Consider the following 25,133-nt stretch of genomic DNA (forward strand, 5'->3'; position numbering starts at 1 on the left):
GCTCGCTGCGGGCGCCCGGTCGGGCTTGCGGTCGCTGCGCAACCGTTTGGCTCTAGCCTTCTGAGGTCGCTTCGCTCTCGACTTTCCGAACTAGGATTTTGTCGATCCGGCGACGATCCATATCGACCACTTCAAACCACCATCCCTGATCGGTGAAGTGGTCCCCTTCGACTGGCAGCTTTTTCAGCACCGAGAGAACGTAGCCAGCCGCCGTGCCGAATTCGCGCGAGTCGTCGTAGTCTAAGCCCAAGCGATCAGCGAGCGCATCGGCAGAAAGCCCACCGGCGATCAACAGTGAGCCATCGCTGCACTCGATCACTTGCGGCGTGTCGCCCTCATCCTGATCGCTGACAAAGTTGCCTGCCATCGCGGTGAGCAGATCAACCGGCGTCACGATGCCTTCAAAGTGGCCGTATTCATCGTGCACCAGCACCATGGCGATATCGGCGGATTGCAGAACCCGCAGCGCGTCCATCGCGTCGAGCTGGTCAGGAACAACCTCGGCTTTGCGCATCATTTTCTTGAGCGCTGGCTTCTTACCCGCGACGAGCGCGCCAAGCACTTCGCGCACCTTCACGACGCCAAGGATCGTATCCGGAGAGCCCTCCGCAACGGGCAACATGGAGTGCGGACTCGCCTCGATCGCTTCCTTGATCGCGGCTTCATCGGCGTCGACATCAATCCAATCGAGCTCCGTGCGCGGGGTCATCATCTCGCGCACAGGCCGTTCGGCCAGCCGCACCACGCCGGTCAGAATTTGATGCTGCTCTTCCTCAATCACGCCAGAGCGAGTCGCATCGGCGAAGATCATCTGCAGCTCTTCGGCTGTAACAGAGCTTTGACCCTTAGAGCGAATGCCGAACAGCGCCACGATACCCGCCGATGAGCGATCAAGCAGCCACACAAGCGGCGCGGCGATTGTGGCCAAGAACGCCATGGGCCGGGCCATCAGCAGCGAAATGGGAATGGCTTTGCGCAGCGCGACTTGCTTTGGCACCAGCTCGCCTACGACCACACTGAGATAGGTCGTCAGCGCAATAACAGTGATAAAAGCAACATCGCCCGACATGTCTTCAGGGACACCGAGCAACGCCAGCCGCTCACCCACCGGCCCTTCAAGGCTCGCACCCGAGAACGCGCCGGTGATGATTGCAATCAACGTAATCCCGATTTGTACGGTCGAGAGGAACTTGCCCGGCTCGGCAGCCAGCCCAAGCGCAACTTTGGCGCTGGCGGAGCCTTCTTCGGCTTTCGCCTGCAATTTTGCGGTTTTGGCAGAAACGATCGCGAGCTCGGACATGGCGAAGACGCCATTGAGCACGATCAGCCCAAAAATGATGAGGAGGTCATCCCAAGGAAACGGTAACACGGCAGTATTGCTAGCATATTTGCGCGCGCTTGCCAGCCAGCATTGCGTTCGATTTTCGGGTGAACTTGGGTTGTGATACAAATTGAGAGTTGCTGTTAAGCCTGCCGCAATTCAGGCAGGTTCAATCGCAAGTCTCTGGCTGCCGACGTCCAGATCGGGATACTCCGTTGGCATCGCTGGATTTTCGAGGAGGACTACAATGAAGACATCTCGCATTCTGCTTTCGGGTACCGCAGCCATTGCGCTGCTTGGCACCAGTGCCTGTGTGACCGACCCGAACACCGGAGAGAAGAAAATCTCGCGCACCGTCTTGGGCGCTGGCGCAGGCGGCACATTGGGTTATCTGCTCGGCGGTGTGATCGGCGGGAACACCGGACGCATCATCGGCGCTGGCATTGGCGGTTCTGCCGGCGCGGTGTTCGGCAAAAAGTTCGATGACCAGATCAAGGAACTGGATGAAGCGGTTGAAGGCACAGGCGTCGATGTGGAAGAAGTGGGCGATCAGGATGCGATCCTCGTCCGTCTTCCCGATGGCGTGACCTTTGCGACCAACTCGGCAGACATCAATCCGGGCTTCCTCGACACGCTGAACGCGGTTGCCGAGAGCCTTATCAAATACCCTGATAGTCTAGTCGATGTGTATGGCTTCACCGACACAACCGGCTCGGCGAGCTACAACCAAGGTCTGTCAGAACGCCGCGCTCGTGTGGTGGCTGATTACCTGGCCGCTCGCGGTGTCGCGCGCAGTCGGCTCGCCACGCAAGGTTATGGCGAGCAGTATGAATATCTGCGCATCAAAACCGGCGACAATGTGAATGAACCGCAAAACCGCCGCGTCGAGATCAAAATTGTTCCAATCAGTCAGGACGAAGTGCAGGCCGCCCAGCAACAAGGGCAGTAAGCACATCTAATCCTGTGAGAATGATGCGGGCCATCCCATTGGGGTGGCCCGTTTCTATTGGCTAAGCGCCGCAGCCCGGTCAGCCAGCCGCCCGACCGCTTCATCGTGCATCGCAGGCGAGCTCACCAAAACACCGAAGTCACGCGGATCACGCTTGTTGAAGCCGAGCGCTTGTCCGAATGCATCACTGACCCGCGCTCCAGCCTCGCGGGCAATAAGAGTTGCGGCGGCAACATCCCACTCGAATCCCCATCGCAGGGTGGCGACCAGATCCGCCTGATCAGCGGCCACCATCGCGATGCGCAGGGCAATGGAATTGGGCTTTTCGACAAGAACCAAGTCCGAATCGGCGTGAGGCAATTGGTCGAGCGGAATCCGCGCTCCGCTCATGTCAGGACGGGCACTCGCGGTGATGGCCCCGTCATTCAATGTAGCGCCTTGGCCGGCGACCGCGCACCACTCTTCTTCCCGAGCAGGGGCATAGAGCACACCTATCAGGGGGCGTTTCCTGCTTATAAGAGCGACAGACACTGCCCAACCATCGCGACCACGCACAAAATCACGTGTGCCGTCGATGGGGTCGACCAACCAAAGCAGGTCGCTCTTCAAACGCTTGGGATCATCGGCCGTTTCCTCGGAGAGCCAGCCTGCGGAGGGGAGCAACGCACCCAATTCGCGCTTCAAGAAAGCGTCAACCTCAAGGTCAGCCTCGCTTACCGGGTCGCCAGGCGTTTTCTCCCAGCTCGAGACTTCATGCCCCGCACCCGGCCAGCGCGAATGCGCAATCCGCCCCGCCTCGCGGGTGATATCCAGCAGTCGATCCCGATCAATCATATCAGTCTTTAGTCGTGGCCTTGAGAACGGCACTTTTCAAGCGCGGCGAAGCATGCTTATGCGCCATAAACACAAACGCACTGCAGATTGCATCGCAAAAGGGATCACACCACCATGAACGTTCACGAATATCAGGCCAAGGAACTGCTCAAGGAACACGGGATTGCCGTGCCGGATGGGCATGCTGCTCTGAGCGTTGAAGAAGCGGTGGAAGCGGCCAAGAAGCTGCCTGGGCCTCTCTATGTCGTTAAGGCACAAATCCACGCCGGTGGACGCGGCAAGGGCAAGTTCAAGGAATTGCCCGAGGATGCCAAAGGCGGCGTTCGTCTGGCGAAAAGCATCGAGGAAGTCGAAGCCAATGCCAAGGAAATGCTCGGCAACACGCTGGTGACGATCCAGACTGGCGCCGAGGGCAAACAGGTCAACCGCCTTTACGTCACCGATGGCGTCGATATCGCCAAGGAATACTATTTCTCGCTGCTGGTGGACCGTGCAACCGGCCGCGTTGCTATGGTGGTCTCAACCGAAGGCGGCATGGACATCGAGGCGGTCGCGCATGACACGCCCGAGCTGATCACTACCATCACCATCGATCCGGCACAGGGCTTTATGCCGCATCATGGCCGCGCAGTGGCGTTTGGCCTGAAGCTGACCGGTGACCTCAACAAGCAGGCGCAGAAACTCGCCAAGCAGCTCTACGAAGCTTTCATGGCGACCGATTCCGAGATGCTTGAGATCAACCCGCTGGTTCAGACCGAGGATGACAAGCTGCTGGTGCTTGATGCCAAAATGAGCTTCGACGGCAACGCGCTGTTCCGTCATCCGGCGATCGAGGCGCTGCGCGACGTCACCGAAGAAGATCCCGCTGAAGTCGAAGCGAGCGAATATGACCTCGCTTACATCAAGCTCGACGGTAACATCGGCTGCATGGTCAACGGCGCGGGCCTCGCCATGGCGACGATGGACATCATCAAGCTGAATGGCGCGTTTCCCGCGAACTTCCTCGACGTTGGCGGCGGTGCAACGACCGAGAAAGTGACCGCAGCGTTCAAGATCATTCTCAAGGATCCGGCGGTCGAGGGCATCCTCGTCAACATCTTCGGCGGCATCATGCGCTGTGACACGATTGCAGAAGGCATCGTGATCGCGGCCAAAGAAGTCGATCTGAGCGTACCGTTGGTCGTTCGCCTCGAAGGCACCAACGTCGCCAAGGGTAAGGAAATCCTCGCCAATTCAGGCCTGCCGATCGTTCCTGCCGATGATCTTGGTGATGCGGCGAAGAAGATCGTCGCCGAGGTTAAGCAAGCGGCGTAAGCCTCGGACAGACCGCGAATTCAAAGGCCGTGCCGGCTTCGTGTTGGCATGGCCTTTTGCTTATTGGCTTGGCACTGGCTCGGGCAATGCCGGATCACTGCTGTCCTGATATGTCAGCCAGTTGCGCCAAATGTCGTGGGTGCGCTGATCGATCAGGCGAATTTCGCAGCGTAGCGCCATGGCGTTGCGGATCGATCCGTCGCGCCATTGCTCATAGACTGCACCGCACTCCTTTGACCGCATTTCTTCGGCGGCGGATTGCGCTGAGCGCATAAAGTCCTGCTGCGGATTTGTGGGTCTGACCGCAGCGGGCCTTCCGCTCAACGCGGCTTCAAAATACTGTTTTTCACGCGCTTTTGCTCTGTCTCGCACACCCGCGAGGCACTGGTTGATCGCGTAAGTTGTTCCGTCGCAGTCATAGGAGCCCGCAACGGGGCGCGCTGCCGGTTTGAATGTGAACAGCAGCTCCTCGGGTTCCGGCTTGTCACTCTTCATCCGCACTGCCGCGATTAGACCCTCGCCCGGCTTTTCCGGATCGGCGCAGCGCAAGGTGAGCGCGTTGAAATAGGCTGCGCATGGCTCCATCGCGACAAGGCGGAATGTGAGCATCTCATCCTTCGCCTCCCATCCGGTGAGATCGTCGTTGAAATGCTTCAGCTTGAGCGCGAGCGATCCGTTCTCCTGCATCAGATACAGATGCTCGGTGAACATGATGGCGCCGTCCGGCGTCTCTTGCACAAATGTGCCCACCATGGTTCCACCCACCGGCGGCAGCCAGCTTTCCATGGCGGGAGCGCCCTGAATGCCCTCACCCACCCATTGGCCGACCAGCCAATCCATCTGCGCCAGCGTCGCCGGAGGTGATTCGAATCCTTCTTCACCCAAGCGCGTTTCCGGCTTGCTATCCTGAGCCATGACTGTTCCAGCCAGCGCCCATCCTGCCAAAACGGCTCCAATCCGGCGTGTTATTGCAAACATTGCACCCTCTCCCTTCGCTTACCCTCCCCCGCATGCAACTCGAATGCAAGATGCCTCATTTAGGAGGTTGACGCAGCCTAGACGTAGCGCGAGACCCCCATTCGACAGATGAACGAAGAAAAATTTTCGGCGCCTCGTTTGCTTGACGTTTACGTAAACGCAAGCTAGGCGAGCGTCAGAGAGTTTCGCCGTGCCTTGCGCCGACGCAAGGTCACGCCATAGGGAAAGGAACAGCCATGAAAATCCTCGTCCCCGTCAAACGGGTGATCGATTACAACGTCAAACCGCGCGTCAAAGCTGACGGCACGGGCGTTGACCTCGCCAACGTCAAAATGAGCATGAACCCGTTTGACGAGATCGCCGTTGAAGAGGCGATCCGCATCAAAGAAGCGGGCAAAGCTGAAGAGATCATCGCTGTTTCGGTTGGCCCTGCCAAAGCACAGGAAACGCTCCGCACCGCTCTTGCCATGGGTGCAGATCGCGCGATCCTGGTGGAGACCGACGAAGACGTAGAGCCGCTTGCGGTTGCTAAGATCCTCAAGGCCATTGCTGAAGAGGAAGGCCCCGGCCTTATCATGCTCGGCAAACAGTCGATCAGCGACGATCTCGAACCAGACCGGTCAGATGCTCGCTGCTCTGATGGGTCGCCCGCAAGGCACCTTCGCCAACACCGTTGAAGTCGACGGCGACAGCGTCACCGTGAAGCGCGAAGTCGATGGCGGTCTTGAGACCGTCAAACTGACCATGCCTGCCATCGTCACCACCGATCTTCGCTTGAACGAGCCGCGCTACGCTTCGCTGCCGAACATCATGAAAGCGAAGAAGAAGCCGCTCGACACCAAGGCTCCGGCCGATTTCGGTGTCGATATCGCACCGCGCCTCACCACCACCAACGTTGCCGAACCGCCGGTGCGTCAGGCCGGTGAAAAGGTCGAAGACGTCGCCGCGCTCGTCGCCAAGATCAAGGAGCTGGGGATCGCGTAAGCGGCCCGGCTAAGGAAAGGACAGACACAATGAACACTCTGGTTCTGGTCGAACACGACAACGCAACCCTTAACGATGCAACGCTGGCTGTGGTCACCGCTGCGGGCAAACTCGGCGATGTGACCGCTCTGGTCGCTGGCCATGATTGCGGCGCGGTGGCTGACGCTGCCGCCAAGATCGCTGGCGTCTCCAAGGTGCTGAAAGCCGACGACGCGGCTTACGCCAACGCGCTGGCTGAGAATGTCGCACCGCTGATCGCTGGTTTGATGGAAGGCTATGACGCATTCCTCGCGCCGGCGACCACTTCGGGCAAGAACATCGCTCCGCGCGTTGCTGCTCATCTCGACGTGATGCAGATTTCGGACATTCTCTCGGTCGAAGGTCCCAAGACCTTCACCCGTCCGATTTATGCCGGCAACGCCATCGCAACAGTTGAATCGAGCGATCCAAAGCTCGTCATCACCGTTCGCGGCACCGCATTTGAAAAGGCCGCCACCGAAGGCGGTTCGGCTTCGGTCGAAGACGCAGCCGGTCCGGGCGACGCAGGTCTCTCCAGCTTCGTCGGTGCGGAAATCGCCAAGAGCGAGCGCCCCGAGCTGACCAGTGCGAAAGTCATCGTATCAGGTGGCCGCGCTCTGAAAGACAGCGAGACCTTCGAAAGCGTCATCACCCCGCTGGCCGACAAGCTCGGCGCAGCCATCGGCGCATCGCGCGCCGCGGTGGACGCAGGCTACGTGCCTAACGACTATCAGGTCGGCCAGACCGGTAAGATCGTGGCTCCGGAAGTCTACATCGCCATCGGCATCTCCGGCGCGATCCAGCACCTTGCTGGCATGAAGGACTCCAAGGTCATCATCGCGATCAACAAAGACGAAGACGCCCCGATCTTCCAGGTCGCCGATATCGGCCTCGTCGCGGACCTCTACAACGCTGTGCCGGAATTGACCGGAGCGCTGTAAGCCTCTTCAGAAAACATAAAGTTGTCAAAGACCTCCGCTGCGCTAATCTGCGCGGCGGAGGTTTTTCATGGGACGCATACAACTTTCACTCTTGGCAGCGACAGCTCTCGTCGGCGCGACTGTCGGTTGGCCTGCCGCAGCTAAAGATGGCAGCAAGGTTCTCACACCGAGCAGCAATTGGAATGTCGATTTTGCACCCAACAAGTGTCGGCTTTCACGCGCATTTGGCGAAGGCAAAAACCGCCATCTGTTGTTCTTTGAGCAATATGCCCCGGACGAACGTGCGGGTATGACCATTGCGGGACCTGCGGTCGCACGGTTCCGTAGCCTTAAGCGCACGAAGCTGTCATTCTTTGACGGACAAGAACCCATGCGAACTGAACCGTTCGTCGGGGATGTTGAGGGGTACGGCTCTGCCGTGATCTATTCGTTGATCAACCTCGAACACGGCACAGAAGGCGGCGACGAAGAAGGCAATGCGTTTCCCCAGCTGGACACTGCATTTGCTGCAAAAGCCAGCCGCATTGCACTTAAGCAGGGTGGCGAGTCCGTCCGTTTGCAAACAGGTCCGTTGAACGAGGCGTTTGCAGTGCTCAATCAGTGCACACAAAGCCTGGTTGAGGACTGGGGCCTCGACCCAGCCAAACACCTGACTGCGATCAAGTTACCACATTGGAAAAACAAGGATTCGGTCGCCAGAAGGATTGCGAGCAAATACCCAGGCGCCGCGCTTTCACGGGGGGAGCAAGGCATTATGCGGATGCGGGTAAATGTCGACAAGTCCGGGAAGGTCACCGAATGCGTGATCAATGAGGCAACGACAGCAGACAGGCTGGAATCGCCTGCTTGCCGCGAAATGTCGAAGGCCGAATTTAGTCCTGCAATCGATGCTAACGGCAAAGCATTTGAGAGCTTTTACGCAACTTCGATTATCTATCGGATAGGCCGTTGACCCGACCGCCCGGGCAAGAGCTTACAAAAACCCGACAATAAAGTGCAGCGTCATGCCCACCAGGCCGCCAACGAGTGTGCCGTTAATGCGGATGAACTGCAGGTCTCGGCCCACGGCATTCTCGATCCGGCCGGTGATTGTGGTTGCATCCCAGCGTTTTACGGTGTCGGACACAAGCGTGACAATTTCTGAGCCATAACGGGTTGCGATGCCGACAGCGGTGCGGCGGGCGAAGCGGTTGATCTGCACCTGAAGCCGGTGATCAATCTGCAAGGCGGAGCCGAGATCGGCGAGGCCTTTGCGCATCTCGCCGCCCAGATCACTTTCAGGATCGCGCGCGCGGCGGATGAGCGACTGACGAATGCGCTCCCACACGCCTAGCCACCACTCAGCCACCGCCGGATTTTCGAGCAGGTCGCGCTTCATCGATTCCACACGTTCGCGGGTCTCCGGATCGTGCTGCAGGTCCTGCGCCAGCTTTTGCAGTCCTTCCTCGACCTTTTCACGAATCGGATGGTCTGGGTCGACCAGCACTTCGGCAAGCAGCTTGTATAGGCCATCGAGCACGTTCGATGAGATGGTCTTATCAATGCCAACATAGCGTAGGACGCCCGAAACGCGCGTGTGGATGACCTCGCGAACGGTCTCTTCATTGTCTTCCAGCGTCAGGCCCGCCCAACGGATGAAGCCGTTGATCAGCGGCAGATGCTTGCGATCTTTCATCGCGCTTTCGAGCATACGGCCCGCGAGTGGCGAGAAGTCGATCTTGGACAAGGTCGTCGCAAGACCAGAGCGCACCTGATTGCCGAGCCGGTCCGGATCGAGCGACTCGAGCACCTCGGCGAGCAATTCCGCCGCGCCGCCCGTTATGCGGGTGCGAGATTCGCTTTCCTTGGGATCGTTAGCGGAAGCGAGGAAATCGCCCACCCCTTTGGCGACATTCATTCCTGACATGCGCCGCGCCACGACGGCCGGCGTCAAAAAGTTATCGCGCAGGAACTGCGCCATCGTGTCAGCGATGCGGTCCTTGTTTTCCGGAATGATCGCGGTGTGCGGGATCGGCAGGCTTAACGGGTGACGGAACAGAGCGGTCACTGCGAACCAGTCGGCCAGTCCGCCAACCATCGCCGCTTCGGCAAAGGCGTTGACGTACCCCCACGCGGGGTGACCGGTCTCAGCCAGAGCATGGGTGGAAAAGAACGTCACCGCCATGGCCGCAAGCAGCCCGGTCGCCGTCCACCGCATCCGCTTTGCCCGGTCCACCGAGAGCGGTTCGCCGCCGAATTTCAGCGGAGGGGGTGCAGAAGGGACAGTGGTCGCCATGGCCGCGCTCTTAAACCAGTTTCCTAGGCCGCGTCACGGGCACAAGTTCACTGGCCCATGCCTCATTCGGCAGGCTGTGCCCCTGGCGGAATCTCCGGACCTGGCTCACCATCGTCCATGCCAGGCAGCGGGATATTGTCCTCTGCTCCATCGGTCGCTGGGCCATACGGCTTCTTGTCGTCACCCGGCTTGTAGGTCAGCATCCGCTCCCGCAGCCATGGGCCGGCGCGGCGCTCAAACCCGTCGGCAAGGCTGAAGCCCGCAGGGACAATGACCAGCGTTAGCAGTGTCGACATGATCAGACCGCCGATCACGACAATGCCCATCGGTGCTCGCCATGCGCCATCGCCCGAAATTGAGAGGGCTGTTGGAACCATGCCCGCCGTCATCGCAACAGTGGTCATCACAATCGGTTGGGCACGCTTGTGTCCCGCATCCATAATCGCTTCGAACTTTTCGACTCCGGCATCCATTGCCTCGATCGCAAAGTCGATAAGCAGGATCGAGTTCTTCGAGACAATGCCAAGGAGCAACAGCGTTCCAATTAGAACCGGAAGCGAGAGCGGTTGTCCGAACATCCATATGAGAAAGATGCCGCCGAGTGGCGCGAGCGCCAGAGAGGTCATATTGACCAGCGGGCTCATCAAACGTTTGTACAGCAGGACCAGCACGGCAAAGACAAGCATAATGCCAGCAAAGATTGCGGTCGTGAAACTGCTCGCCAGTTCGGCTTCAAATTCGGCCTGCCCTACCGCATCGCGGCTAACGCCGGAGGGCAAGTTGCTCAGAATTGGGAGTTGTTCAATTTGAGCCGTCGCATCACCGCGCAAAACGCCCTTGGCTAAGTCAGCGCCGATAAACACACGCCGGTTCTGATTGTAGCGCTGGATCGTCGTCGGACCCGATCCGAAAGAGATGTCCGCAATCGAACCGAGCGGGACGGAACCTCCACTTTGGGTTGGGACCGGCAAATTTTCGATCGTAGACAGATCTTCACGAGCCGAAGCGGGGAGTCGCACCCGGATGGGCACCTGCCTATCGGCAAGCGAGAACTTTGCTGAATTCTGTTCAATCTCGCCCAGTGTAGCGATGCGGATCGTCTGGCTCAAAGCGATGGTCGAAACGCCCAGATCAGCCAAAAGCTCTGTGCGGGGGCGGATAATGATTTCTGGACGCGGGACATCGGCGTTGATCCGGGGCGCAACGAGAGACTTGAGCCCTTTCATCTCCTCGACAACCTGATTGGCGGTGCTTTTTAGTAGGTCGGGATTTGAGCCTGCCAACATAATAGTGAAGTCGCGGCCACTACCACCGCCACCTGGCCCATTGTCATTCTGAAACCGCACCCGAGCATCGGGGATACGCGATAGGACCGGGGTCAAGTCGCGCACGAAATCAAAGGAAGGACGCTCGCGATCCTCGGTCAGAGTGATGTAGATGCTGGCAGAGCCTTCGCGCACCTGTTCCAGAGCAAGCGCGACATCTGGCTGTTCGTACAAAATGTCAGCGACCTGCTTTGTCACCCGCTCGGTTGTTTCAAGTGTAGTGCCCGGCACCATCTCGATTTCGACCCGCGCGTTGTCTTGATCAACATCGGGGAACACCTGAAACGGGGTCTGCATACCCAACTGGATTGTCAGCATGAATGCAATGAAGCCGACGCCCAGCATCCACACTCGATGATCGTGGAAACGCGCCTCAAGATACTGCCAAGAGCCGGACAGTTTAGTGCCCAACATTCGGAAGGTAACCCGCAGCGAAAGCAGAGTAAGCATAACAACCAAGAGGCCAACAGCACATACCGCTACAATCTGCAGCACTTGAAGTGGTCTTGCCACAAGTGACCAGGTCAACGAGCCTTCCTCTGAGCTGACAAGTCCAGCCAGTTGTTGAGGCAGTGCCGCCTGTTCGAACAACCAGAACGAACCAAACATTCCAGCAATCGTGACGCCCATCAAAAGGAGGCTCACAAGAAGCAGGCAGATCACGTAGATCCAGCGCCGTTTAAGGTCGGGCAAACCCGCCCGCATCGCCAGCATTTTGCTGCGATCAAGCGACCAATGAAGAACACGCATGTAGCGGTCCATCCATTTGCCTTCGCCGTGCTCGGCGTGACCGTGAGCCCGCAAGAAATACGCGGCAAGCATCGGCGTGATCATACGCGCGACGGCGAGCGACATCAGGACCGCGATCACAACCGTCAGGCCGAAGTTTATAAAGAACTGCCCTGTTATGCCGGGCATCAAAGCAACCGGAAAGAACACCGCGACAATACAGAACGATGTGGCAACCACGGGTAGGCCAATCTCGTCAGCGGCGTCGATACTGGCCTGATAAGCGGTTTTGCCCATCCTCATATGCCTGACTATGTTCTCAATCTCGACGATCGCGTCATCGACAAGCACACCCGCGACAAGCCCGAGCGCGAGCAATGACATCTGGTTGAGATTGAAACCCAGCAAATCCATGATCCAGAAGGTCGGGATCGCTGAAAGCGGGATGGCAATAGCGGAAATGACCGTTGCACGCCAATCGCGCAGGAAGAAGAACACCACTACGACGGCCAAAACAGCGCCTTCGACCATGGCCGAGATCGAGCTGGTATACTGGTCCTCTGTGTATTTGACCGTGTTAAACAGTGGGATGAATTTGACCTGCGCGTTCTCTTCGCCGATGCCGTCAATCACCTTCAATGCCTCTTCATAGACGGCAAGGTCAGACGCACCTTTGGCACGAGACATGTAGAAGTTGACGACTTCCTTATCGCGCACTTTGCTGATCGAGTTGCGCTCGGAAAAGCCGTCGCGCACACGGGCAACGTCGCTCAGCTTGATTGAGGTGCCGTTGTTCAAGCGAATCTGGCGCTGCGAAAGCTCATAGGCGCTTTGGGTGTTGCCAAGGACGCGAACCGATTGACGTGTTCCGCCAACCTCAGCCTGACCGCCCGCAGCATCAACGTTGTCGCTGCGCAGAACTTGGTTGATCTGGCTCGCAGTGACTCCGAGGCTTTGCATCCGTGGTAGGTCGAGAATAACTTCAATCTCGCGGTTCACACCGCCCCAACGACCGGCCTCTGCCATCCCTTCAATCGCAAGCAAGCGTTTCGCCACCGTGTCATCGATAAACCAGCTGAGCTGTTCGATGGTCATATCGGTCGCTTCAACCGCATAAATACCAAGGAAGCCGCCTGCCACTTCCACCTTGTTGACCTGTGGCTCCAAAATGCCGTCAGGCAAATTGCCACGAGTCCGGTCGACCGCGTTTTTGACCTCGGCAACGGCTACGTTTGGATCAATGCCAAGCTCGAATTCAACGAAAGTGTTCGAACTGCCTTCGCGCGCAGAGGAGGAGATATTGCGCACACCATTCAGCGAGCGGATCGAAGATTCGACCTGCTGCGTGATCTGGTTTTCGATTTCTGTCGGCGCAGCGCCTGGCTGTGAGATGGTGACGTTGACGCCCGGAAACTCGATATCCGGATTGTTGACCACGTCCATGCGCGCAAAGCTGAGAATGCCGGCAAGCAGGATTGCGGTGAAGAACACCAGCGGAATGACCGGGTTGCGGATCGACCAGGCGGATATGTTTCGAAAGTTCATAACGTTTTTGCCTGTTTCTCGCGTCGCTGCTTTGTGCGTCCTTCAAAATACGGACCGCGCCCCCTCAAAGATTGAGGCTAGTCCTTTTTCTGCTTCTGCGGCTTGATCGTCTCGCCCGGGTTGAGGAAGCCACCAGCGCGCAAGACGACTTGCTCGTTGCCGCTCAGCCCTTCCATGATTGTGATCCCGTCAGGCGTGACCATGCCGGTTTTGACCGACTGGCGTGTCGCTTTGTTGTCTTCGCCTACGATGTAAACAAAGGCGCCATCATCATCGGAAAGCACTGCGCTTTCAGGGAGCACAGTCGCGGTGACCGTACCACTGCTGATGCGTGCGGTCGCAAAACCGCCCGGGCGCAATTCGCGCGCATAGGACAATGCGATACGGGCCGTGCCTTGACGTGATTGTGGATCGATGACGGGCGAAACCTGCCAAACCTGACCAGTGAATTGCTTTTCGGAGCCCGTCGGAACAACTGTTGCGGTTACGCCCTGGCCCAGACCGGCCAGCTGTGCTTCGCTGACGGCGGCGAGCATCTCCATTTCGCCCCCGCGCGCTATGCGAAACAGCGCAGGCGAGCCTGCGTTGATTGTTTGCCCGGGCTCTACATTGCGCTCGAGTACGTATCCGGAGGCCGGAGCGACCACGTTCATCTGGCGGTTGCGAGCGCGGCGTTCGTTCAGCTGCGCCTCAGCAACACGGACCTGCGCCGCAGCTTGATCACGCGTCGCAGTGAGGCGGTCGACATCGGCTTTCGAGATGAATCCTCGCTCAACCAATTGCAGTGCGCGATCGAGATTGGCCTGCGCCAGCTTGAGGTCCGATTTGCGGACTTCGATTTGCGCCGCGAGCGCGCCGGTTTGCTGCACTTGCACCGAACGATCGACCACTGCGAGCACTTGACCAGCGTTCACCCAAGCGCCTGCATCCACAAGCACGCGGGTAACCTGTCCGCCCTCACCGGCGACACCAACAGGCATTTCGCGGCGTGCAGCCAGCGTTCCGGGCGCTTCAATCGTGCCTTCGACCGTGGTTTTGCCCGGAGAGATGACCGTCACAACCGGCGCCTGCGAGTCGTCGTCTCCCGCAGCTTCAGGCCCTCCGGCAGTCAGCGCGAAATAGGTGCCAATCGCGAGCAGCAGCCCAAGCAGGCCCAGACCGCCAAACAGCAGTTTGCGCGAAACGCCGCTGCGCTTTTCGTTCGGATCGGTGACGCGACCATCAGCGTCAGCGACGACGTTATCCGCTGCTTCAGACGTGATGGTGGTTTGATAGTTCATGCAGGTACCTCTAACACGGCAGGTGTATTATCGACATAAGTCACCAAGCGCAAGTGTCTTAGAATTATGCCGCTTGCCCCGCAATCCGCGCATCGACTGATGACTTGGAGCCTAGACGAACCGCTTTAGGCTAGGTTCCGACCGAGCGCCGAGAAGCAAAACAAAAGGGCGGCGCGAACCGATGCCGCGCCGCCCTTAAGTGATCGATTCCAGTGTGTTCTGCGTTAGCGCACGCGTCCGCGCTGTATAAGATTGACAACCCCAAGCAGCACGACGGCGCCAATCACAGCGACGACCAGGCCCTGGATTGAAAATTCCTGCACACTTCCACGCAGGCCCAGCAGCGGCCCGGCAATCGCGTTGCCGACGACCGAGCCGACACAGCCAACAACGATGTTCCAGAATATGCCCATCGAGGCATCACGATTCATCACAAGGCTCGCCAGCCAGCCGGCAACGCCGCCTACGATAAGTGCAATGATCCAACCCATTTTCCTCTCCCTTATGTTTTCTCAGGTGGGAAGAAGAATAAAGAAAAGCACCGTTCCGATAAAGCCGGAAACGGTGCTCTTGGGGATCGTTGGATCCTTGGCGGCGCAAAACCGCCGAAAATCAGTACTTCAGCTGACGCTCGTAAAGGTCACGATAGTGCTGGATACGCGTGACTCGCAGACCTTGCATACCCGAACGATCAACTGCGCGCTGCCAAGAGGCGAACTCTTCAAGCGTGAGGCCGTAGCGCTCAAGCACTTCGTCAATGGTCAAAAGACCACCGTTGACCGCAGCCACAACTTCGGCCTTGCGACGCACAACCCAGCGCTTCGTCTTGGGCGAAGGCAGGTCATCAATCGTCAATGGCTCGCCGAGCGGGCCGATTACCTGTGCAGGACGGATGTCTTGGTTTTCAATCATTACTCATTCTCTCGCATCGCCTGTTGCCACGTCACCTTGTGATGAACGGACAATGGACTGCGATGCTTTAGGGGGCTCTAAAGCAACAGGGTTAACATCATGTTCGTCATTCTTGCTGGCACCGAAATACGTCGCTGCTGCATCGCCAAAACTGCACGCTCCGCTCTGGATAGAACCGACTGCATCGCGGCGTAGAACACGGCGCAAATCACGCGCAGCGTTGAGACGCGCAGTCAGCTCTCCCCATTGGATCGCGCGCAAGGCATTGCCACCGCGACCCGATTTGGGATCACGGCTGCCCACGAGCATGTCTGGCGACATGTCATGGAGCGTGGCATCGCTTTGAAGCGGCCTTGGAATCGGCAGAGCCTTTTCGAACATGTGTCATTGTATAGGGCCCGGTTCTCAAGATGAGGTAAAACCCGAGTTTACTCCGGGTTAGGAATGGTTGGCGGTTGTTAAGCAATTCAATGCCCCGTTCTGAATGCCCCTCAAGCCCCTCTCACAAGGGGTGGCGCCCTCGGCGACAAGCACTTATATGCGCTGCCTCCATGGCCACCCAAACCGCCTCCACAGCCAGCCCGACCTTCGGGCTTGATGCTGCCGCCCTGTTCGATCTGCCGCGTCCGGCAAGCGAGTGCCGAATCGTCGTTGCGATGAGCGGCGGGGTCGATTCGTCGGTGGTCGCGGCTCTCGCAGCCGAGAGCGGTGCGGAGGTGATCGGCATCACGCTCCAGCTGTATGACTATGGCGCGGCGACTGGCCGCAAAGGCGCATGCTGTGCGGGCGATGACATTCAAGACGCGCGCGCTGTGTGCGACCGACTCGGCATCGCGCACTATGTCTTCGACCATGAAAGCGCGTTTCGCGAAGATGTGGTTGAGCAGTTTGCCGACGAATATCTCGCCGGGCGCACGCCAGTGCCGTGCATCCGCTGCAATATGGGGCCCAAGTTTACCGATCTGTTCCGCATGGCGCGCGAGCTGGGCGCGGATTGCCTCGCGACGGGACACTATGTCCGCCGTGTTGAAGTGGAAGAGAACGGCCCGCATCTTTATCGCGCGGTCGATCCTGCGCGTGACCAGTCATACTTCCTGTATGCGACCACGCGCGAACAGCTGGACTATATCCGCTTTCCACTTGGCGGCCTGCCCAAGGCTAAGGTGCGCGAGCTCGCCGAAGCCGCTGGCCTTCGCAACGCGGCCAAGCCGGACAGTCAGGACATCTGCTTTGTGCCCGATGGCAATTACGCCAAGATCGTCACGAAGCTGCGCCCTGAAGGCGGTACACCGGGCGTTATCGTTCACGCCGCGACCGGCGAGAAGCTCGGTGAGCACAAGGGTATCATCCATTACACCGTAGGCCAGCGCAAAGGGCTGGATATCGGCGGACAGCCCGAACCGCTTTATGTGATCAAGCTTGATGCAGAAGCTGGCGAGGTTCGAGTCGGACCCAAGCGGATGCTGGCGGTTGAAAGCGCGGTGGTGATCGAAACCAACTGCATCGGCGATATTACCGATGAACCGCTGACCGCGAAAGTGCGCAGTCTGGCGAAGCCTGTGCCGGTTACACTGGAAGGGCCGCTGGGCGACAACGCCACCACAACGATCCGCTTCGCTGATCCCGAATTCGGCGTGGCACCGGGTCAGGCGGCGGTGATCTATGCCGGTGAACGCGTGATTGGCGGCGGGTGGATTGATTCGACCACCTCTGTCGCCAGCTGAGGCCCTAGTCCTCCCACTCCTCAAGCACGCAGCCATATCCCTTTTTGAAGCTCGCCGTGTTTGACGTGACGAGCGGGAAGCGCGCGGTGACGCTTTTGGCGTCCAGATCATCCGACAGTGTCACCAGCTCCATGCCACCCAGCTTGTCCTTCTCGCAATCCTCAAGGCTGCGCCCGGCGACAAAGCGGCACGAACACGCAACGCGCGCAGCATAGGAAGTGCCGACTTCGGCATAGCCCTTGATCGGCTCCCGATAGACATAAAGCCCGACAGCAACCGCCGCGACAATCAGCACGAACAGCCAAAGCGCAATGCGGGAGAGAGGGAAGCGACGTGTTTTTGCCATTGCCAATCCAGAGTGCTTGGGGAATTGAGACACGCGATGATGTACCGCACAACTTCCTTTATCGCCGCGATTGCCCTTCTGCCAAGCCTTGCTGCGTGCGGAGGTGAAACCGAAACCGCGCCGCCGCCTTTGAGCGACACGGCGATGGCAGCCGTCACCAAGAATGCTGGCGCTGCCAAGGACCAGCTTGCCCGCGAAATTGACGATCTGTTCGCCAAGGATGGTCTGGGCGAGACTCGCGCGGTCGTGCTGATGGCAGATGGGGAGGTTGCGGCGGAGCGCTACGGCGAAGGTTATGATGCTGAGACACGTCATATCAGCTGGTCGATGGCGAAGACGGTCACCGCTGTGCTGATCGGGATGCTGGTTGCGGATGGCAAGCTGAGCGTCAACGCGCCCGCCCCGGTGCCCCTATGGCAGCGCCCGGGCGATCCGCGGGCAGACATCACTCTGAAGCAGCTCCTGCAAATGAACAGCGGCCTTCGCCATACCGAAGCGGGGCCAGTGCCGTATGAGTCAGCCGAGGTGCGCATGCTGTTCCTCGACGGGCGTGACGATATGGCGAAGTGGGCGAAGGAACAGCCGCTGGAGGCTGAACCGGGCGATAAGTTCGAATACTCCTCGAACACCACCGTGATCCTCGCCGACATAGCCGCAAGCGCTTTGACCGACAGCGCCAACCCCAATACGCGGCGCAAGGCAGTGGACGAGTACCTCAAAGAGCGGCTGTTCGATCCACTGGGCATGTACTCGATGGTCGCCGAGTATGATGCTTCGGGCACTCTGATCGGCGGCAGCCTGATGCACGCCACCGCGCGCGACTGGGCCAAGTTCGGCGAGTTCATGCGCCGCAAGGGCCGCTCTCCCGAAGGCGAGCAATTGGTGCCAAGCGGCTGGATCGAGGCGATGCGGGAGCCGAGCGAAACGGCATCGCAATATGGCTATCAAACGTGGCTCAACCAGCCGCTGGGCCAGAAGGGCAATGAGTTCGGCCATCCGCTCTTTCCCGACCGCGCCCCGGCCAGCCTGTTCTCGCTGATCGGGCATATGGGACAGTACGTGCTTGTTTCGCCCGAACAGCGCGTAACGTTGGTGCGGCTGGGCCATTCAACCTCGGAGGAGCGCCCACCAATGTTGCAGGAAGCCGCTGACGTAATCGCGCTTTATCCAAAGAGATAGAACGAACCCTCCACCACGGTAACGCACGGCCCACCAAGCCATGCACGGTCTCCCTCAAGCCTTAGCTCCAGATCGCCGCCGCGTGTGCTTGCCTGATGCGCGGTCATCGTATCGCGACCGAGCCGCTTGGCCCAGAACGGCGCGAGGGCGGCATGGGCCGATCCGGTAACACTATCCTCGTCCACGCCCCAGGCAGGCACAAAGACACGACTGACCACGTCATGGTTCTCGCCCGGCGCGGTGCAGATCGCCATCAGATCAATGCCGCGCAGGGTCTCCATGTCCGGTTGGAGCGCACGGATCTCCGCTTCGTTTTCCATCAGGATAATCGCGGTATGCTCTGCGCCTTGATACGACAGGAAGCACTCGCCGCGAAAGCCGATGGCGGCGAGCAATTCGGGCATCGACTTGGGTTCAACCAAGGTCACCGGCAGCGCCAACTCGTAAGCATCGCCCTTGCGCACCACTTCGAGCACACCGGCCTTGCGGGTGCGGAACGTCACGCGCTCTCCGCCATCGCGCTGCAGCAGCACATGCCCGCTGGCCAGCGTCGCGTGGCCGCACAGCGCAACTTCGTCTGTCGGCGTAAACCAGCGCAGTTCCCAATCCGCCTCGCCGGTTGAATCGCGCACGACGAAAGCGGTTTCGGCGAAGTTGTTCTCTTCACCGATCTGCTGAAGCGTGGCGTCATCGAGCCATTCGTCGAGCACCATGACAGCCGCCTGATTGCCGCCGAACGGCGAAGAAGCGAAGGCATCGACATGCCAATAGGGTATCGTTTGCGTCATAGGTTTGCGTCCTTACGGATAGAGCAGTGAATCTGACCACGGGCCGTCCGCGGTCTCACGCGTGAACAAGCGGCGATCGTGCAGGCGGTTGTCACGGTCCGACCAGAACTCGATTTCGCGCGGCGACATTGTGAAGCCGGTCCAATGCGCAGGCCTAGGCACTTCGCCAGCCTCGCTGTGCTCCGCCCAAAGCGCCTTGACCCGGTCGATATAGATTTGCCGGTATTCGAGCGGGTTCGACTGGTCGCTCGCCGCTGAACCCACCTGCGATTTGTATGGGCGAGAATGGAAGTACTGATCAGCGCGCTCTGGCGTCACCTCGATCAGCGGGCCAGTGATGCGAATCTGTTTGCGCTGGCTCTTCCAGTGGAACAGCAACGCCGCCTGCATATTGGCACGGATTTCTCCGCCCTTTCGGCTGCCCGCGTTGGTGAAGAAGGTGAATCCGCCGCCCGGCAGCTCATCCACGCCATGCCCTTTGAGCAGGACCATACGGACCGATGGCGCGCCATCCGGCGTTGCCGTGGCCAGAGCCATGCCATTGGGATCGTTCGGCTCGCTTTCCTGCGCAGCAGCGAACCAATCATCGAAAAGCGAAAACGGGTCGGCACCGGTCGGAATCTGGCTGTCTGCCAACTGGCTTTCATCAAGGCTGGCGGGGGCTTCGTTCTGGCTCATTTCGTCTCACTTGAAGCACGCTTGAAACAACTGACACAGTGTCCAAACGTTAAAAAGTCATCGGGCACAGCGCGTACCGAAATCCAGCGCCGCATATGGAGAGTTAGCTACGATCATGCCAGCCATTTAGATCCCGCACCTCGGGTAGGAAAGCATCCTTGCCTCGATACAGACAAGGCCTTAGCGTCTCCGCCATGGCTGACTGGTTGATCTACCTCTTTCTCGCATTCCTTTTCGTGTCCTACCTGCTGCTGGCGCGGGTTTGCTACACGCAGGGGCGCGAGGCGCATTGGTTCGGTGAGAAACTGCCCAGCATTCTGGTCTTCTCCGTGCTTGTGACCTGCGCGTCTTTGGCAGTGGACGTAAGCCGCCACGGCTTCGAGTATCTCAGCGACAATCCCCGCGTGGTATCCGCGCGTTTCTTGATCGTGATCGGCCTGCAATTGGTGCCCTATGCCATCGGCGTTTTCCGTGGGCGCGGTCAGCGCGACAATGGCATCATTGGAATGGATTGATCGTCTGGGCGGTTGGCGGCGATGCATCATATCTTGCGCAGCTCTACCGTCTCACCTAGCTAACACACTATGATAGACCCTTATCGCACTCTTGGCGTGGCGCGCACGGCCTCCGAAAAGGAGATCAAAAGTGCCTATCGCAAGCTCGCCAAGGAGCTGCATCCGGATCGGAACAAGGACAATCCGAAGGCGGCGGAGAAGTTCTCCGACGCGACCAAGGCCTATGATCTGCTGTCAGATAGCGCCAAGCGCGCCCAATTCGATCGCGGAGAAATTGATGCAGAAGGCAATCCGCTCAATCCGTTCGCCGGAATGGGTGGCGGATTTGGCGGCGGTGCGCGTGGAGGAGCAGGCGGCGCCCGTCCGCAGGATTTCGGCGGGTTTGACACGGGCGATATGGATCTGGGTGACCTGTTTGAAGGGCTGTTTGGTGGCGGCAACACCCGCTCGCGCGGCAGTTCTCGACGCGGCGGATTTGGTGGACGGCCCACGCCGCCCCCTCCTCCGCCCAAAAAGGGCGCCGACATCCAATACCGGCTTCAGGTTTCGTTCGTGGACGCGGCGGCCGGCAATGATCAACGCATCACCTTGTCCGACGGCAAGACGATTGAACTGAAACTGCCAGCCGGTGTGACCGACGGGACGCAAATGCGTCTTCGCGGCAAAGGGCATAGCGGCCCCGGCGGCCATGGTGACGGGCTCGTCCTGATCGAAGTAAGTGGCCACCCTTTCTTCCACCGCGATGGCGACAATATCCGCATGGACCTGCCGATTACGCTGAACGAAGCGATCAACGGCGCGAAGGTGAAATGCCCCACGGTTGACGGCCCAGTGATGCTGACGATCAAGCCGGGGACCAATGGCGGTACGGTGATGCGGCTGGGCGGAAAGGGCTGGACGCGCGCAGGGAAAACCGGGCGCGGGGATCAGTTGGTGACGCTGGAAATCCAGCTGCCAGAAGATCTCAAGGCTCTGAAAGATCAGTTGGGCGATTGGGAAGACCCGGCAACCCCGCGCGAAAAGTTCGGCTTGTAAGTCAGGTTCCCGCAAGGCAATGCGAGCCAAAGCTCGCTGAACAACAATTGGAAAGGTGCAAGCAATGGGCGGAATGATGGAAGGCAAACGCGGCCTCATCATGGGTCTGGCGAATGACAAATCGCTCGCATGGGGGATTGCAAAACAGCTTGCCGAACAAGGCGCAGAATTGGCCTTTTCCTACCAGGGTGATGCTTTGGCGAAGCGCGTGAAGCCGCTGGCCGAGCAGCTCGGCAGCGATTTCACCTTTGAGTGCGATGTTTCCAGCATGGATTCACTCGACGCCGCCTTCGATACGCTCAAGGAACGCTGGGACACGCTCGATTTCGTGGTTCATGCCATCGGCTTTTCCGACAAGAACGAATTGCGCGGGAAGTATGTCGACACTTCGCTTGATAACTTCCTGATGACGATGAACATCTCCACCTACTCGCTGGTGGCTGTGGCTCAGCGCGCTTCGGCGATGATGCCCGAAGGCGGCGGCAGCATCCTGACGCTGACCTATTACGGCGCTGAGAAGGTCATGCCGCACTATAACGTAATGGGCGTGGCGAAGGCGGCTCTGGAAACCAGTGTGCGCTATCTTGCCAACGATCTGGGGCCCAAGAACATCCGCGTGAACGCGATCAGCGCGGGTCCGGTGAAGACACTGGCCGCCAGCGGAATTGGCGATTTCCGCTACATCCTCAAATGGAACGAGCTGAACTCACCCCTGCGCCGCAACATCACGATTGATGATGTGGGCGGCTCGGGCCTGTACTTCCTCTCGGACCTTTCGGCGGGCGTAACCGGCGAAGTGCACCATGTGGATGCGGGCTATCACCTCGTCGGCATGAAGCAGGTCGACGCGCCCGATATCGGACTGGTCTAACCCAGCAGTTTGCCGATCTTGCGCTTCACCCATTGGACAAAGCGCAGCGGCACATAGAGATAGCGCAAGCGATAGGTAATCGGCACCGTCCCGACGAGATCGGGATCAAGTGCGATTTCTTTCATCACGGAAGAGCGATAGGCCCAGCCATCGCGCAGCAGCATCGCGTTGCGGATATAGCCGCGGCCGCGAATAGTTGCGGGCAAGTAAACCTCATCGGTCAGCGTCACCATGCTGTTGACGACGATCGCCGTAACACTGGGATCAGCATCGGCAACCTGTGTGATGGAGGGCGGCAAGGCTTGGCCCCAGATGCGCTGGCACAGCATCATGGCTGACAAGGTGCAGCGCTCGACTCCGTGCTCCACCGCATGGGCGTGCCACGCCAGCATCTCTTCTTCAGAAGCTCTGACGAGGATGGCGCGGATATCGGCGAGCCATGTCAGACGGTGCCATCGGCTCGATGCGCCGTGGACTGAGAGGTAAACGAACAGGCTGGCAGTATCGAATTGCGCAAAGCTCTTGGAACCAACGCGCACTGTCTTGGTCGCCTGCTCCAACCCGATGTTCGGCAGCAATTGCGTCGCGGCGGTCAGGCGATGATGCAGCTCGATCCGCACGCCGCTGGGTGCTGACAGGGCCACGTCTTTGTTCCCGTCCAACCACACCTGATATCGGCTGCTATCTACCGGCGGCGTGGCGTTGCACGCATAATCCAGCTCATCGGTAAGCGCATGGATCGCCGGGCCGAAGCCATCGCGGCTTACCAGCAGGTCGACATCCTTGCTCTCGCGCAATGCCGGATCACCGTAAAGTGTCTGACTGAGCACAGCGCCCTTCAGTATCAGACAGCGAATGCCGCTCGATTCCAGCGCGCTTTGGATCCGGTGCGCCTCGGCAATTTGCTCCATGGCCGCCAATGCGCCCGCTCTTGCATGACTAGCGAGATTCTCGGACACCTCGATTCCGGCCGCCGCCAAAGCCTGTGCAACCCGGCGGGCGACGCGATGGCGATGGGCGAGGCGTTCGAAAGCAGCCCAATCGCCATCAATGTCTGCCGCGGCATCGCGGATGGATGCGGGATCGGAAGGATGCGCTGGCGGCTCAAGCAGCAAGGCCAACAAACGCATTTGCGATGTCAGATCGCCGCCCATCAAAGGCTCGCTTATCGTCTGGAGCGCGGGGAATTGCGCCAACGATCACGGCCCCGCTCGGAATCCTGACGCCTAGGAAGTTCAACGCCGGTCCCATCGCGGGCGAGACAAACCAGCAGCCACACCGCCACAAATTGGAAGATCGGGGTGCGCAGCGGATAGTCGACCAGCGAAGCAGCGGCCACCACAGCGAAAAGCGCTGCCCAGAAGACAATCGCGAAGAACGCTTCGCTGCCTTGGGCCAGCACATGCTTGAGCTGACGCGCGGCCCAGATCAGCAAGATGGCCAGCAGCGCCACTGCAACAACGCCGCCTTCGAGGATGAGCTGCGCCCAGTCATTGTGCGCCAAATTGATGAACTTCGGCAGCAGCAAGCTGTCGGGTTCGTAGATATGGTAGTATTCCTCAAACGCGCCAAAACCGATACCGGTCATCCAGTTCTTGGCCGCCATGTCCCAGATGATCGGGTTCAGTTCCCAACGCAGACCTTCGAGCGCGGATTGTGTCAGGATGCCATCAAAGCTCTCGCTGCGATCCAGCCAGAAGAACAGCGCAGCGGTTGCGGCAAGAAACACTGTCGATAGCAAGAGAAAAGCACGCGATGACAAAGCGCCTGTCCGACCGGCTCGTCCACGGCGGCTGGATAGGAACATCATCAACATCGCGCCTGCACTCGCGCCAACACCCGCCGCAAGTCCAGCGCGCGAACCACCGATTAGGATGGCGAGGAAGATGGTCAGCGCGATCGCCCCATAAGCGATTTGGTGACCCATCTGGCGCCGCGTATCATTTTGCGCAGCAAGCCGCGCAGCAATCAGCAGACCGATAGCAGAGAGCACGCCGGAGTGGTTTTCGTTACCGAACAGGCCATCGGAACCCTTGGACGACGGATCGTACAAATACAGGCTCTCCGGGTTGCCCGAAACAACCTGCACAATCGAAAAAAGCGCATTCAGCAGAATGACACCCAGCATGATTTGCAGGAGCACTTCGTTGCGGGCCCGAAGCGCAACCGCCAAAACCAACGCCGCAGCGGGCACGATCAGGCTCGCCAGCGCATTGAGCCCGCGCGAGGGAACCCAGGATATGGGCCTCCACTGCGAACCAAGACCGACTGCACCATCAAGCTCGGCAACAATCTCGCGATCCGGCAACAGGCTCCACAGGCCCTGCGGCATCGGTATCAGCTGCACCAGCATCCAAACCGCCAAACCGCCGAGCAGCAGCAAGAGCGTGCGCTCCTGACCGGTCTTGGCCGACTGCCAATAGTAGATCACCGGAATGAGAAACAACGCGGCGAGCGGACGCAGGCCAATCAACTGCGGCACGCGCGGGTTCGAACTTCCGCCCAGCAGCGCGACTATGAGCGCAAATCCGGCGAGCACCAGCAGACCAGCCGTCTTGCCAGGCATTCTGATCGGTTGAGACATCATCGGCA

23 protein-coding genes and 1 pseudogene are annotated in these 25,133 nt (G+C 59.2%); 10 read left to right on the forward strand and 14 right to left on the reverse strand.

Going from position 1 to position 25,133, the window contains the following annotated elements; genetic code table 11:
* Positions 1 to 52: 52 nt before the first annotated feature.
* Complete coding sequence (locus AC0V6K_RS06305) at positions 53 to 1,369, reverse strand: hemolysin family protein (protein WP_472625670.1); 1,317 nt, start codon at positions 1,367 to 1,369, stop codon at positions 53 to 55.
* A 199-nt stretch (positions 1,370 to 1,568) separates the two neighbouring features.
* Between AC0V6K_RS06305 and AC0V6K_RS06310 the strand changes: the two genes are divergently transcribed.
* Complete coding sequence (locus AC0V6K_RS06310) at positions 1,569 to 2,270, forward strand: YiaD family glycine zipper/OmpA-like lipoprotein (protein WP_472625672.1); 702 nt, start codon at positions 1,569 to 1,571, stop codon at positions 2,268 to 2,270.
* Between the two features lie 54 nt (positions 2,271 to 2,324).
* On the opposite strand, the gene AC0V6K_RS06315 is transcribed toward AC0V6K_RS06310, so the two are convergent.
* Positions 2,325 to 3,104, reverse strand: a complete 780-nt coding sequence (locus AC0V6K_RS06315; RefSeq protein WP_472625674.1) for a 3'(2'),5'-bisphosphate nucleotidase CysQ — start codon at positions 3,102 to 3,104, stop codon at positions 2,325 to 2,327.
* Positions 3,105 to 3,218: 114 nt separating this feature from the next.
* Here AC0V6K_RS06315 and sucC point away from each other — a divergent pair, with 114 nt between their 5' ends.
* The gene (gene sucC, locus AC0V6K_RS06320; protein WP_472625676.1) at positions 3,219 to 4,418 is read left to right on the forward strand and encodes an ADP-forming succinate--CoA ligase subunit beta; all 1,200 of its coding nucleotides are present in this window, start codon (positions 3,219 to 3,221) and stop codon (positions 4,416 to 4,418) included.
* Between the two features lie 60 nt (positions 4,419 to 4,478).
* Here the strand turns inward: sucC and AC0V6K_RS06325 are convergent, their stop codons facing one another.
* Positions 4,479 to 5,396: a DUF6265 family protein gene (locus AC0V6K_RS06325; RefSeq protein WP_472625678.1), complete on the reverse strand. Its 918-nt coding sequence runs from the start codon at positions 5,394 to 5,396 to the stop codon at positions 4,479 to 4,481.
* A 236-nt stretch (positions 5,397 to 5,632) separates the two neighbouring features.
* On the opposite strand from AC0V6K_RS06325, the pseudogene AC0V6K_RS06330 reads away from it, so the two are divergent.
* From AC0V6K_RS06330 to AC0V6K_RS06340, 3 genes and pseudogenes are all read left to right on the forward strand, one after another.
* A pseudogene (locus AC0V6K_RS06330) lies at positions 5,633 to 6,380 on the forward strand (electron transfer flavoprotein subunit beta/FixA family protein).
* Between the two features lie 29 nt (positions 6,381 to 6,409).
* Positions 6,410 to 7,339, forward strand: coding sequence for an electron transfer flavoprotein subunit alpha/FixB family protein (locus AC0V6K_RS06335; protein ID WP_472625680.1), 930 nt, complete (start codon positions 6,410 to 6,412; stop codon positions 7,337 to 7,339).
* A 67-nt stretch (positions 7,340 to 7,406) separates the two neighbouring features.
* Complete coding sequence (locus AC0V6K_RS06340; protein WP_472625682.1) at positions 7,407 to 8,291, forward strand: TonB family protein; 885 nt, start codon at positions 7,407 to 7,409, stop codon at positions 8,289 to 8,291.
* 21 nt (positions 8,292 to 8,312) lie between these two features.
* Here AC0V6K_RS06340 and AC0V6K_RS06345 read toward each other — a convergent pair whose 3' ends face one another.
* The 6 genes from AC0V6K_RS06345 to AC0V6K_RS06370 form a co-directional block, all read right to left on the reverse strand.
* Positions 8,313 to 9,536, reverse strand: coding sequence for a DUF445 domain-containing protein (locus AC0V6K_RS06345; protein ID WP_472626043.1), 1,224 nt, complete (start codon positions 9,534 to 9,536; stop codon positions 8,313 to 8,315).
* A gap of 140 nt (positions 9,537 to 9,676) precedes the next feature.
* Positions 9,677 to 13,213 carry an efflux RND transporter permease subunit gene (locus AC0V6K_RS06350; RefSeq protein WP_472625684.1) on the reverse strand — a complete coding sequence of 1,179 codons (3,537 nt, stop codon included), beginning with the start codon at positions 13,211 to 13,213 and terminating at the stop codon, positions 9,677 to 9,679.
* Positions 13,214 to 13,290: 77 nt separating this feature from the next.
* Complete coding sequence (locus AC0V6K_RS06355) at positions 13,291 to 14,493, reverse strand: efflux RND transporter periplasmic adaptor subunit (RefSeq protein WP_472625686.1); 1,203 nt, start codon at positions 14,491 to 14,493, stop codon at positions 13,291 to 13,293.
* Positions 14,494 to 14,717: 224 nt separating this feature from the next.
* Positions 14,718 to 14,984 (reverse strand): GlsB/YeaQ/YmgE family stress response membrane protein, encoded by a 267-nt coding sequence (locus AC0V6K_RS06360; protein WP_472625688.1) that lies wholly within the window; start codon positions 14,982 to 14,984, stop codon positions 14,718 to 14,720.
* Positions 14,985 to 15,105: 121 nt separating this feature from the next.
* Positions 15,106 to 15,405 carry a CtrA inhibitor SciP gene (gene sciP, locus AC0V6K_RS06365; RefSeq protein ID WP_218316081.1) on the reverse strand — a complete coding sequence of 100 codons (300 nt, stop codon included), beginning with the start codon at positions 15,403 to 15,405 and terminating at the stop codon, positions 15,106 to 15,108.
* A 3-nt stretch (positions 15,406 to 15,408) separates the two neighbouring features.
* Positions 15,409 to 15,786 carry a hypothetical protein gene (locus AC0V6K_RS06370; RefSeq protein ID WP_472625690.1) on the reverse strand — a complete coding sequence of 126 codons (378 nt, stop codon included), beginning with the start codon at positions 15,784 to 15,786 and terminating at the stop codon, positions 15,409 to 15,411.
* Between the two features lie 170 nt (positions 15,787 to 15,956).
* Between AC0V6K_RS06370 and mnmA the strand changes: the two genes are divergently transcribed.
* Entirely contained in the window at positions 15,957 to 17,129 is a 1,173-nt protein-coding gene (mnmA, locus tag AC0V6K_RS06375; protein WP_472625692.1) for a tRNA 2-thiouridine(34) synthase MnmA, read from the forward strand.
* Positions 17,130 to 17,133: 4 nt separating this feature from the next.
* Here mnmA and AC0V6K_RS06380 read toward each other — a convergent pair whose 3' ends face one another.
* The gene (locus AC0V6K_RS06380; protein WP_472625694.1) at positions 17,134 to 17,475 is read right to left on the reverse strand and encodes a hypothetical protein; all 342 of its coding nucleotides are present in this window, start codon (positions 17,473 to 17,475) and stop codon (positions 17,134 to 17,136) included.
* 36 nt (positions 17,476 to 17,511) lie between these two features.
* On the opposite strand from AC0V6K_RS06380, the gene AC0V6K_RS06385 reads away from it, so the two are divergent.
* Positions 17,512 to 18,654 (forward strand): serine hydrolase domain-containing protein, encoded by a 1,143-nt coding sequence (locus AC0V6K_RS06385; protein WP_472625696.1) that lies wholly within the window; start codon positions 17,512 to 17,514, stop codon positions 18,652 to 18,654.
* Here AC0V6K_RS06385 and AC0V6K_RS06390 read toward each other — a convergent pair.
* Both AC0V6K_RS06390 and pdxH read right to left on the reverse strand, forming a co-directional pair.
* Positions 18,639 to 19,442 carry a PhzF family phenazine biosynthesis protein gene (locus AC0V6K_RS06390; RefSeq protein ID WP_472625697.1) on the reverse strand — a complete coding sequence of 268 codons (804 nt, stop codon included), beginning with the start codon at positions 19,440 to 19,442 and terminating at the stop codon, positions 18,639 to 18,641. The genes AC0V6K_RS06385 and AC0V6K_RS06390 overlap by 16 nt on opposite strands.
* A gap of 12 nt (positions 19,443 to 19,454) precedes the next feature.
* A complete protein-coding gene (gene pdxH, locus AC0V6K_RS06395) occupies positions 19,455 to 20,120 on the reverse strand; it encodes a pyridoxamine 5'-phosphate oxidase (protein ID WP_472625699.1) in 666 nt (221 codons plus the stop codon).
* A gap of 194 nt (positions 20,121 to 20,314) precedes the next feature.
* Between pdxH and AC0V6K_RS06400 the strand changes: the two genes are divergently transcribed.
* The 3 genes from AC0V6K_RS06400 to fabI all read left to right on the forward strand — a co-directional run bounded on the left by AC0V6K_RS06400 (position 20,315) and on the right by fabI (position 22,541).
* A complete protein-coding gene (locus AC0V6K_RS06400; RefSeq protein ID WP_472625701.1) occupies positions 20,315 to 20,635 on the forward strand; it encodes a hypothetical protein in 321 nt (106 codons plus the stop codon).
* Positions 20,636 to 20,704: 69 nt separating this feature from the next.
* Complete coding sequence (locus AC0V6K_RS06405; protein ID WP_472625703.1) at positions 20,705 to 21,670, forward strand: DnaJ C-terminal domain-containing protein; 966 nt, start codon at positions 20,705 to 20,707, stop codon at positions 21,668 to 21,670.
* 64 nt (positions 21,671 to 21,734) lie between these two features.
* Entirely contained in the window at positions 21,735 to 22,541 is an 807-nt protein-coding gene (gene fabI, locus AC0V6K_RS06410) for an enoyl-ACP reductase FabI (RefSeq protein WP_472625705.1), read from the forward strand.
* Here the strand turns inward: fabI and AC0V6K_RS06415 are convergent.
* Positions 22,538 to 23,737 carry a nucleotidyltransferase domain-containing protein gene (locus AC0V6K_RS06415; RefSeq protein ID WP_472625707.1) on the reverse strand — a complete coding sequence of 400 codons (1,200 nt, stop codon included), beginning with the start codon at positions 23,735 to 23,737 and terminating at the stop codon, positions 22,538 to 22,540. The two genes, fabI and AC0V6K_RS06415, sit on opposite strands and share 4 nt — an antisense overlap.
* Positions 23,707 to 25,107 carry an O-antigen ligase family protein gene (locus tag AC0V6K_RS06420; RefSeq protein WP_472625709.1) on the reverse strand — a complete coding sequence of 467 codons (1,401 nt, stop codon included), beginning with the start codon at positions 25,105 to 25,107 and terminating at the stop codon, positions 23,707 to 23,709. The genes AC0V6K_RS06415 and AC0V6K_RS06420 overlap by 31 nt, the downstream gene beginning before the upstream one ends.
* Between the last annotated feature and the right edge of the window lie 26 nt (positions 25,108 to 25,133).

Source organism: Erythrobacter sp. S43 (genome assembly GCF_057364955.1).

What these genes read in the sequence shown, in the direction of transcription:
- AC0V6K_RS06310 (WP_472625672.1), top strand. Translation starts at nt 1,569, where the DNA reads ATGAAGACATCTCGCATTCTGCTTTCGGGTACCGCAGCCATTGCGCTG.
- AC0V6K_RS06315 (WP_472625674.1), bottom strand. Translation starts at nt 3,104, where the DNA reads ATGATTGATCGGGATCGACTGCTGGATATCACCCGCGAGGCGGGGCGG.
- sucC (WP_472625676.1), top strand. Translation starts at nt 3,219, where the DNA reads ATGAACGTTCACGAATATCAGGCCAAGGAACTGCTCAAGGAACACGGG.
- AC0V6K_RS06325 (WP_472625678.1), bottom strand. Translation starts at nt 5,396, where the DNA reads ATGTTTGCAATAACACGCCGGATTGGAGCCGTTTTGGCAGGATGGGCG.
- AC0V6K_RS06335 (WP_472625680.1), top strand. Translation starts at nt 6,410, where the DNA reads ATGAACACTCTGGTTCTGGTCGAACACGACAACGCAACCCTTAACGAT.
- AC0V6K_RS06340 (WP_472625682.1), top strand. Translation starts at nt 7,407, where the DNA reads ATGGGACGCATACAACTTTCACTCTTGGCAGCGACAGCTCTCGTCGGC.
- AC0V6K_RS06345 (WP_472626043.1), bottom strand. Translation starts at nt 9,536, where the DNA reads ATGCGGTGGACGGCGACCGGGCTGCTTGCGGCCATGGCGGTGACGTTC.
- AC0V6K_RS06350 (WP_472625684.1), bottom strand. Translation starts at nt 13,213, where the DNA reads ATGAACTTTCGAAACATATCCGCCTGGTCGATCCGCAACCCGGTCATT.
- AC0V6K_RS06355 (WP_472625686.1), bottom strand. Translation starts at nt 14,493, where the DNA reads ATGAACTATCAAACCACCATCACGTCTGAAGCAGCGGATAACGTCGTC.
- AC0V6K_RS06360 (WP_472625688.1), bottom strand. Translation starts at nt 14,984, where the DNA reads ATGGGTTGGATCATTGCACTTATCGTAGGCGGCGTTGCCGGCTGGCTG.
- sciP (WP_218316081.1), bottom strand. Translation starts at nt 15,405, where the DNA reads ATGATTGAAAACCAAGACATCCGTCCTGCACAGGTAATCGGCCCGCTC.
- AC0V6K_RS06370 (WP_472625690.1), bottom strand. Translation starts at nt 15,786, where the DNA reads ATGTTCGAAAAGGCTCTGCCGATTCCAAGGCCGCTTCAAAGCGATGCC.
- mnmA (WP_472625692.1), top strand. Translation starts at nt 15,957, where the DNA reads ATGGCCACCCAAACCGCCTCCACAGCCAGCCCGACCTTCGGGCTTGAT.
- AC0V6K_RS06380 (WP_472625694.1), bottom strand. Translation starts at nt 17,475, where the DNA reads ATGGCAAAAACACGTCGCTTCCCTCTCTCCCGCATTGCGCTTTGGCTG.
- AC0V6K_RS06385 (WP_472625696.1), top strand. Translation starts at nt 17,512, where the DNA reads ATGATGTACCGCACAACTTCCTTTATCGCCGCGATTGCCCTTCTGCCA.
- AC0V6K_RS06390 (WP_472625697.1), bottom strand. Translation starts at nt 19,442, where the DNA reads ATGACGCAAACGATACCCTATTGGCATGTCGATGCCTTCGCTTCTTCG.
- pdxH (WP_472625699.1), bottom strand. Translation starts at nt 20,120, where the DNA reads ATGAGCCAGAACGAAGCCCCCGCCAGCCTTGATGAAAGCCAGTTGGCA.
- AC0V6K_RS06400 (WP_472625701.1), top strand. Translation starts at nt 20,315, where the DNA reads ATGGCTGACTGGTTGATCTACCTCTTTCTCGCATTCCTTTTCGTGTCC.
- AC0V6K_RS06405 (WP_472625703.1), top strand. Translation starts at nt 20,705, where the DNA reads ATGATAGACCCTTATCGCACTCTTGGCGTGGCGCGCACGGCCTCCGAA.
- fabI (WP_472625705.1), top strand. Translation starts at nt 21,735, where the DNA reads ATGGGCGGAATGATGGAAGGCAAACGCGGCCTCATCATGGGTCTGGCG.
- AC0V6K_RS06420 (WP_472625709.1), bottom strand. Translation starts at nt 25,107, where the DNA reads ATGCCTGGCAAGACGGCTGGTCTGCTGGTGCTCGCCGGATTTGCGCTC.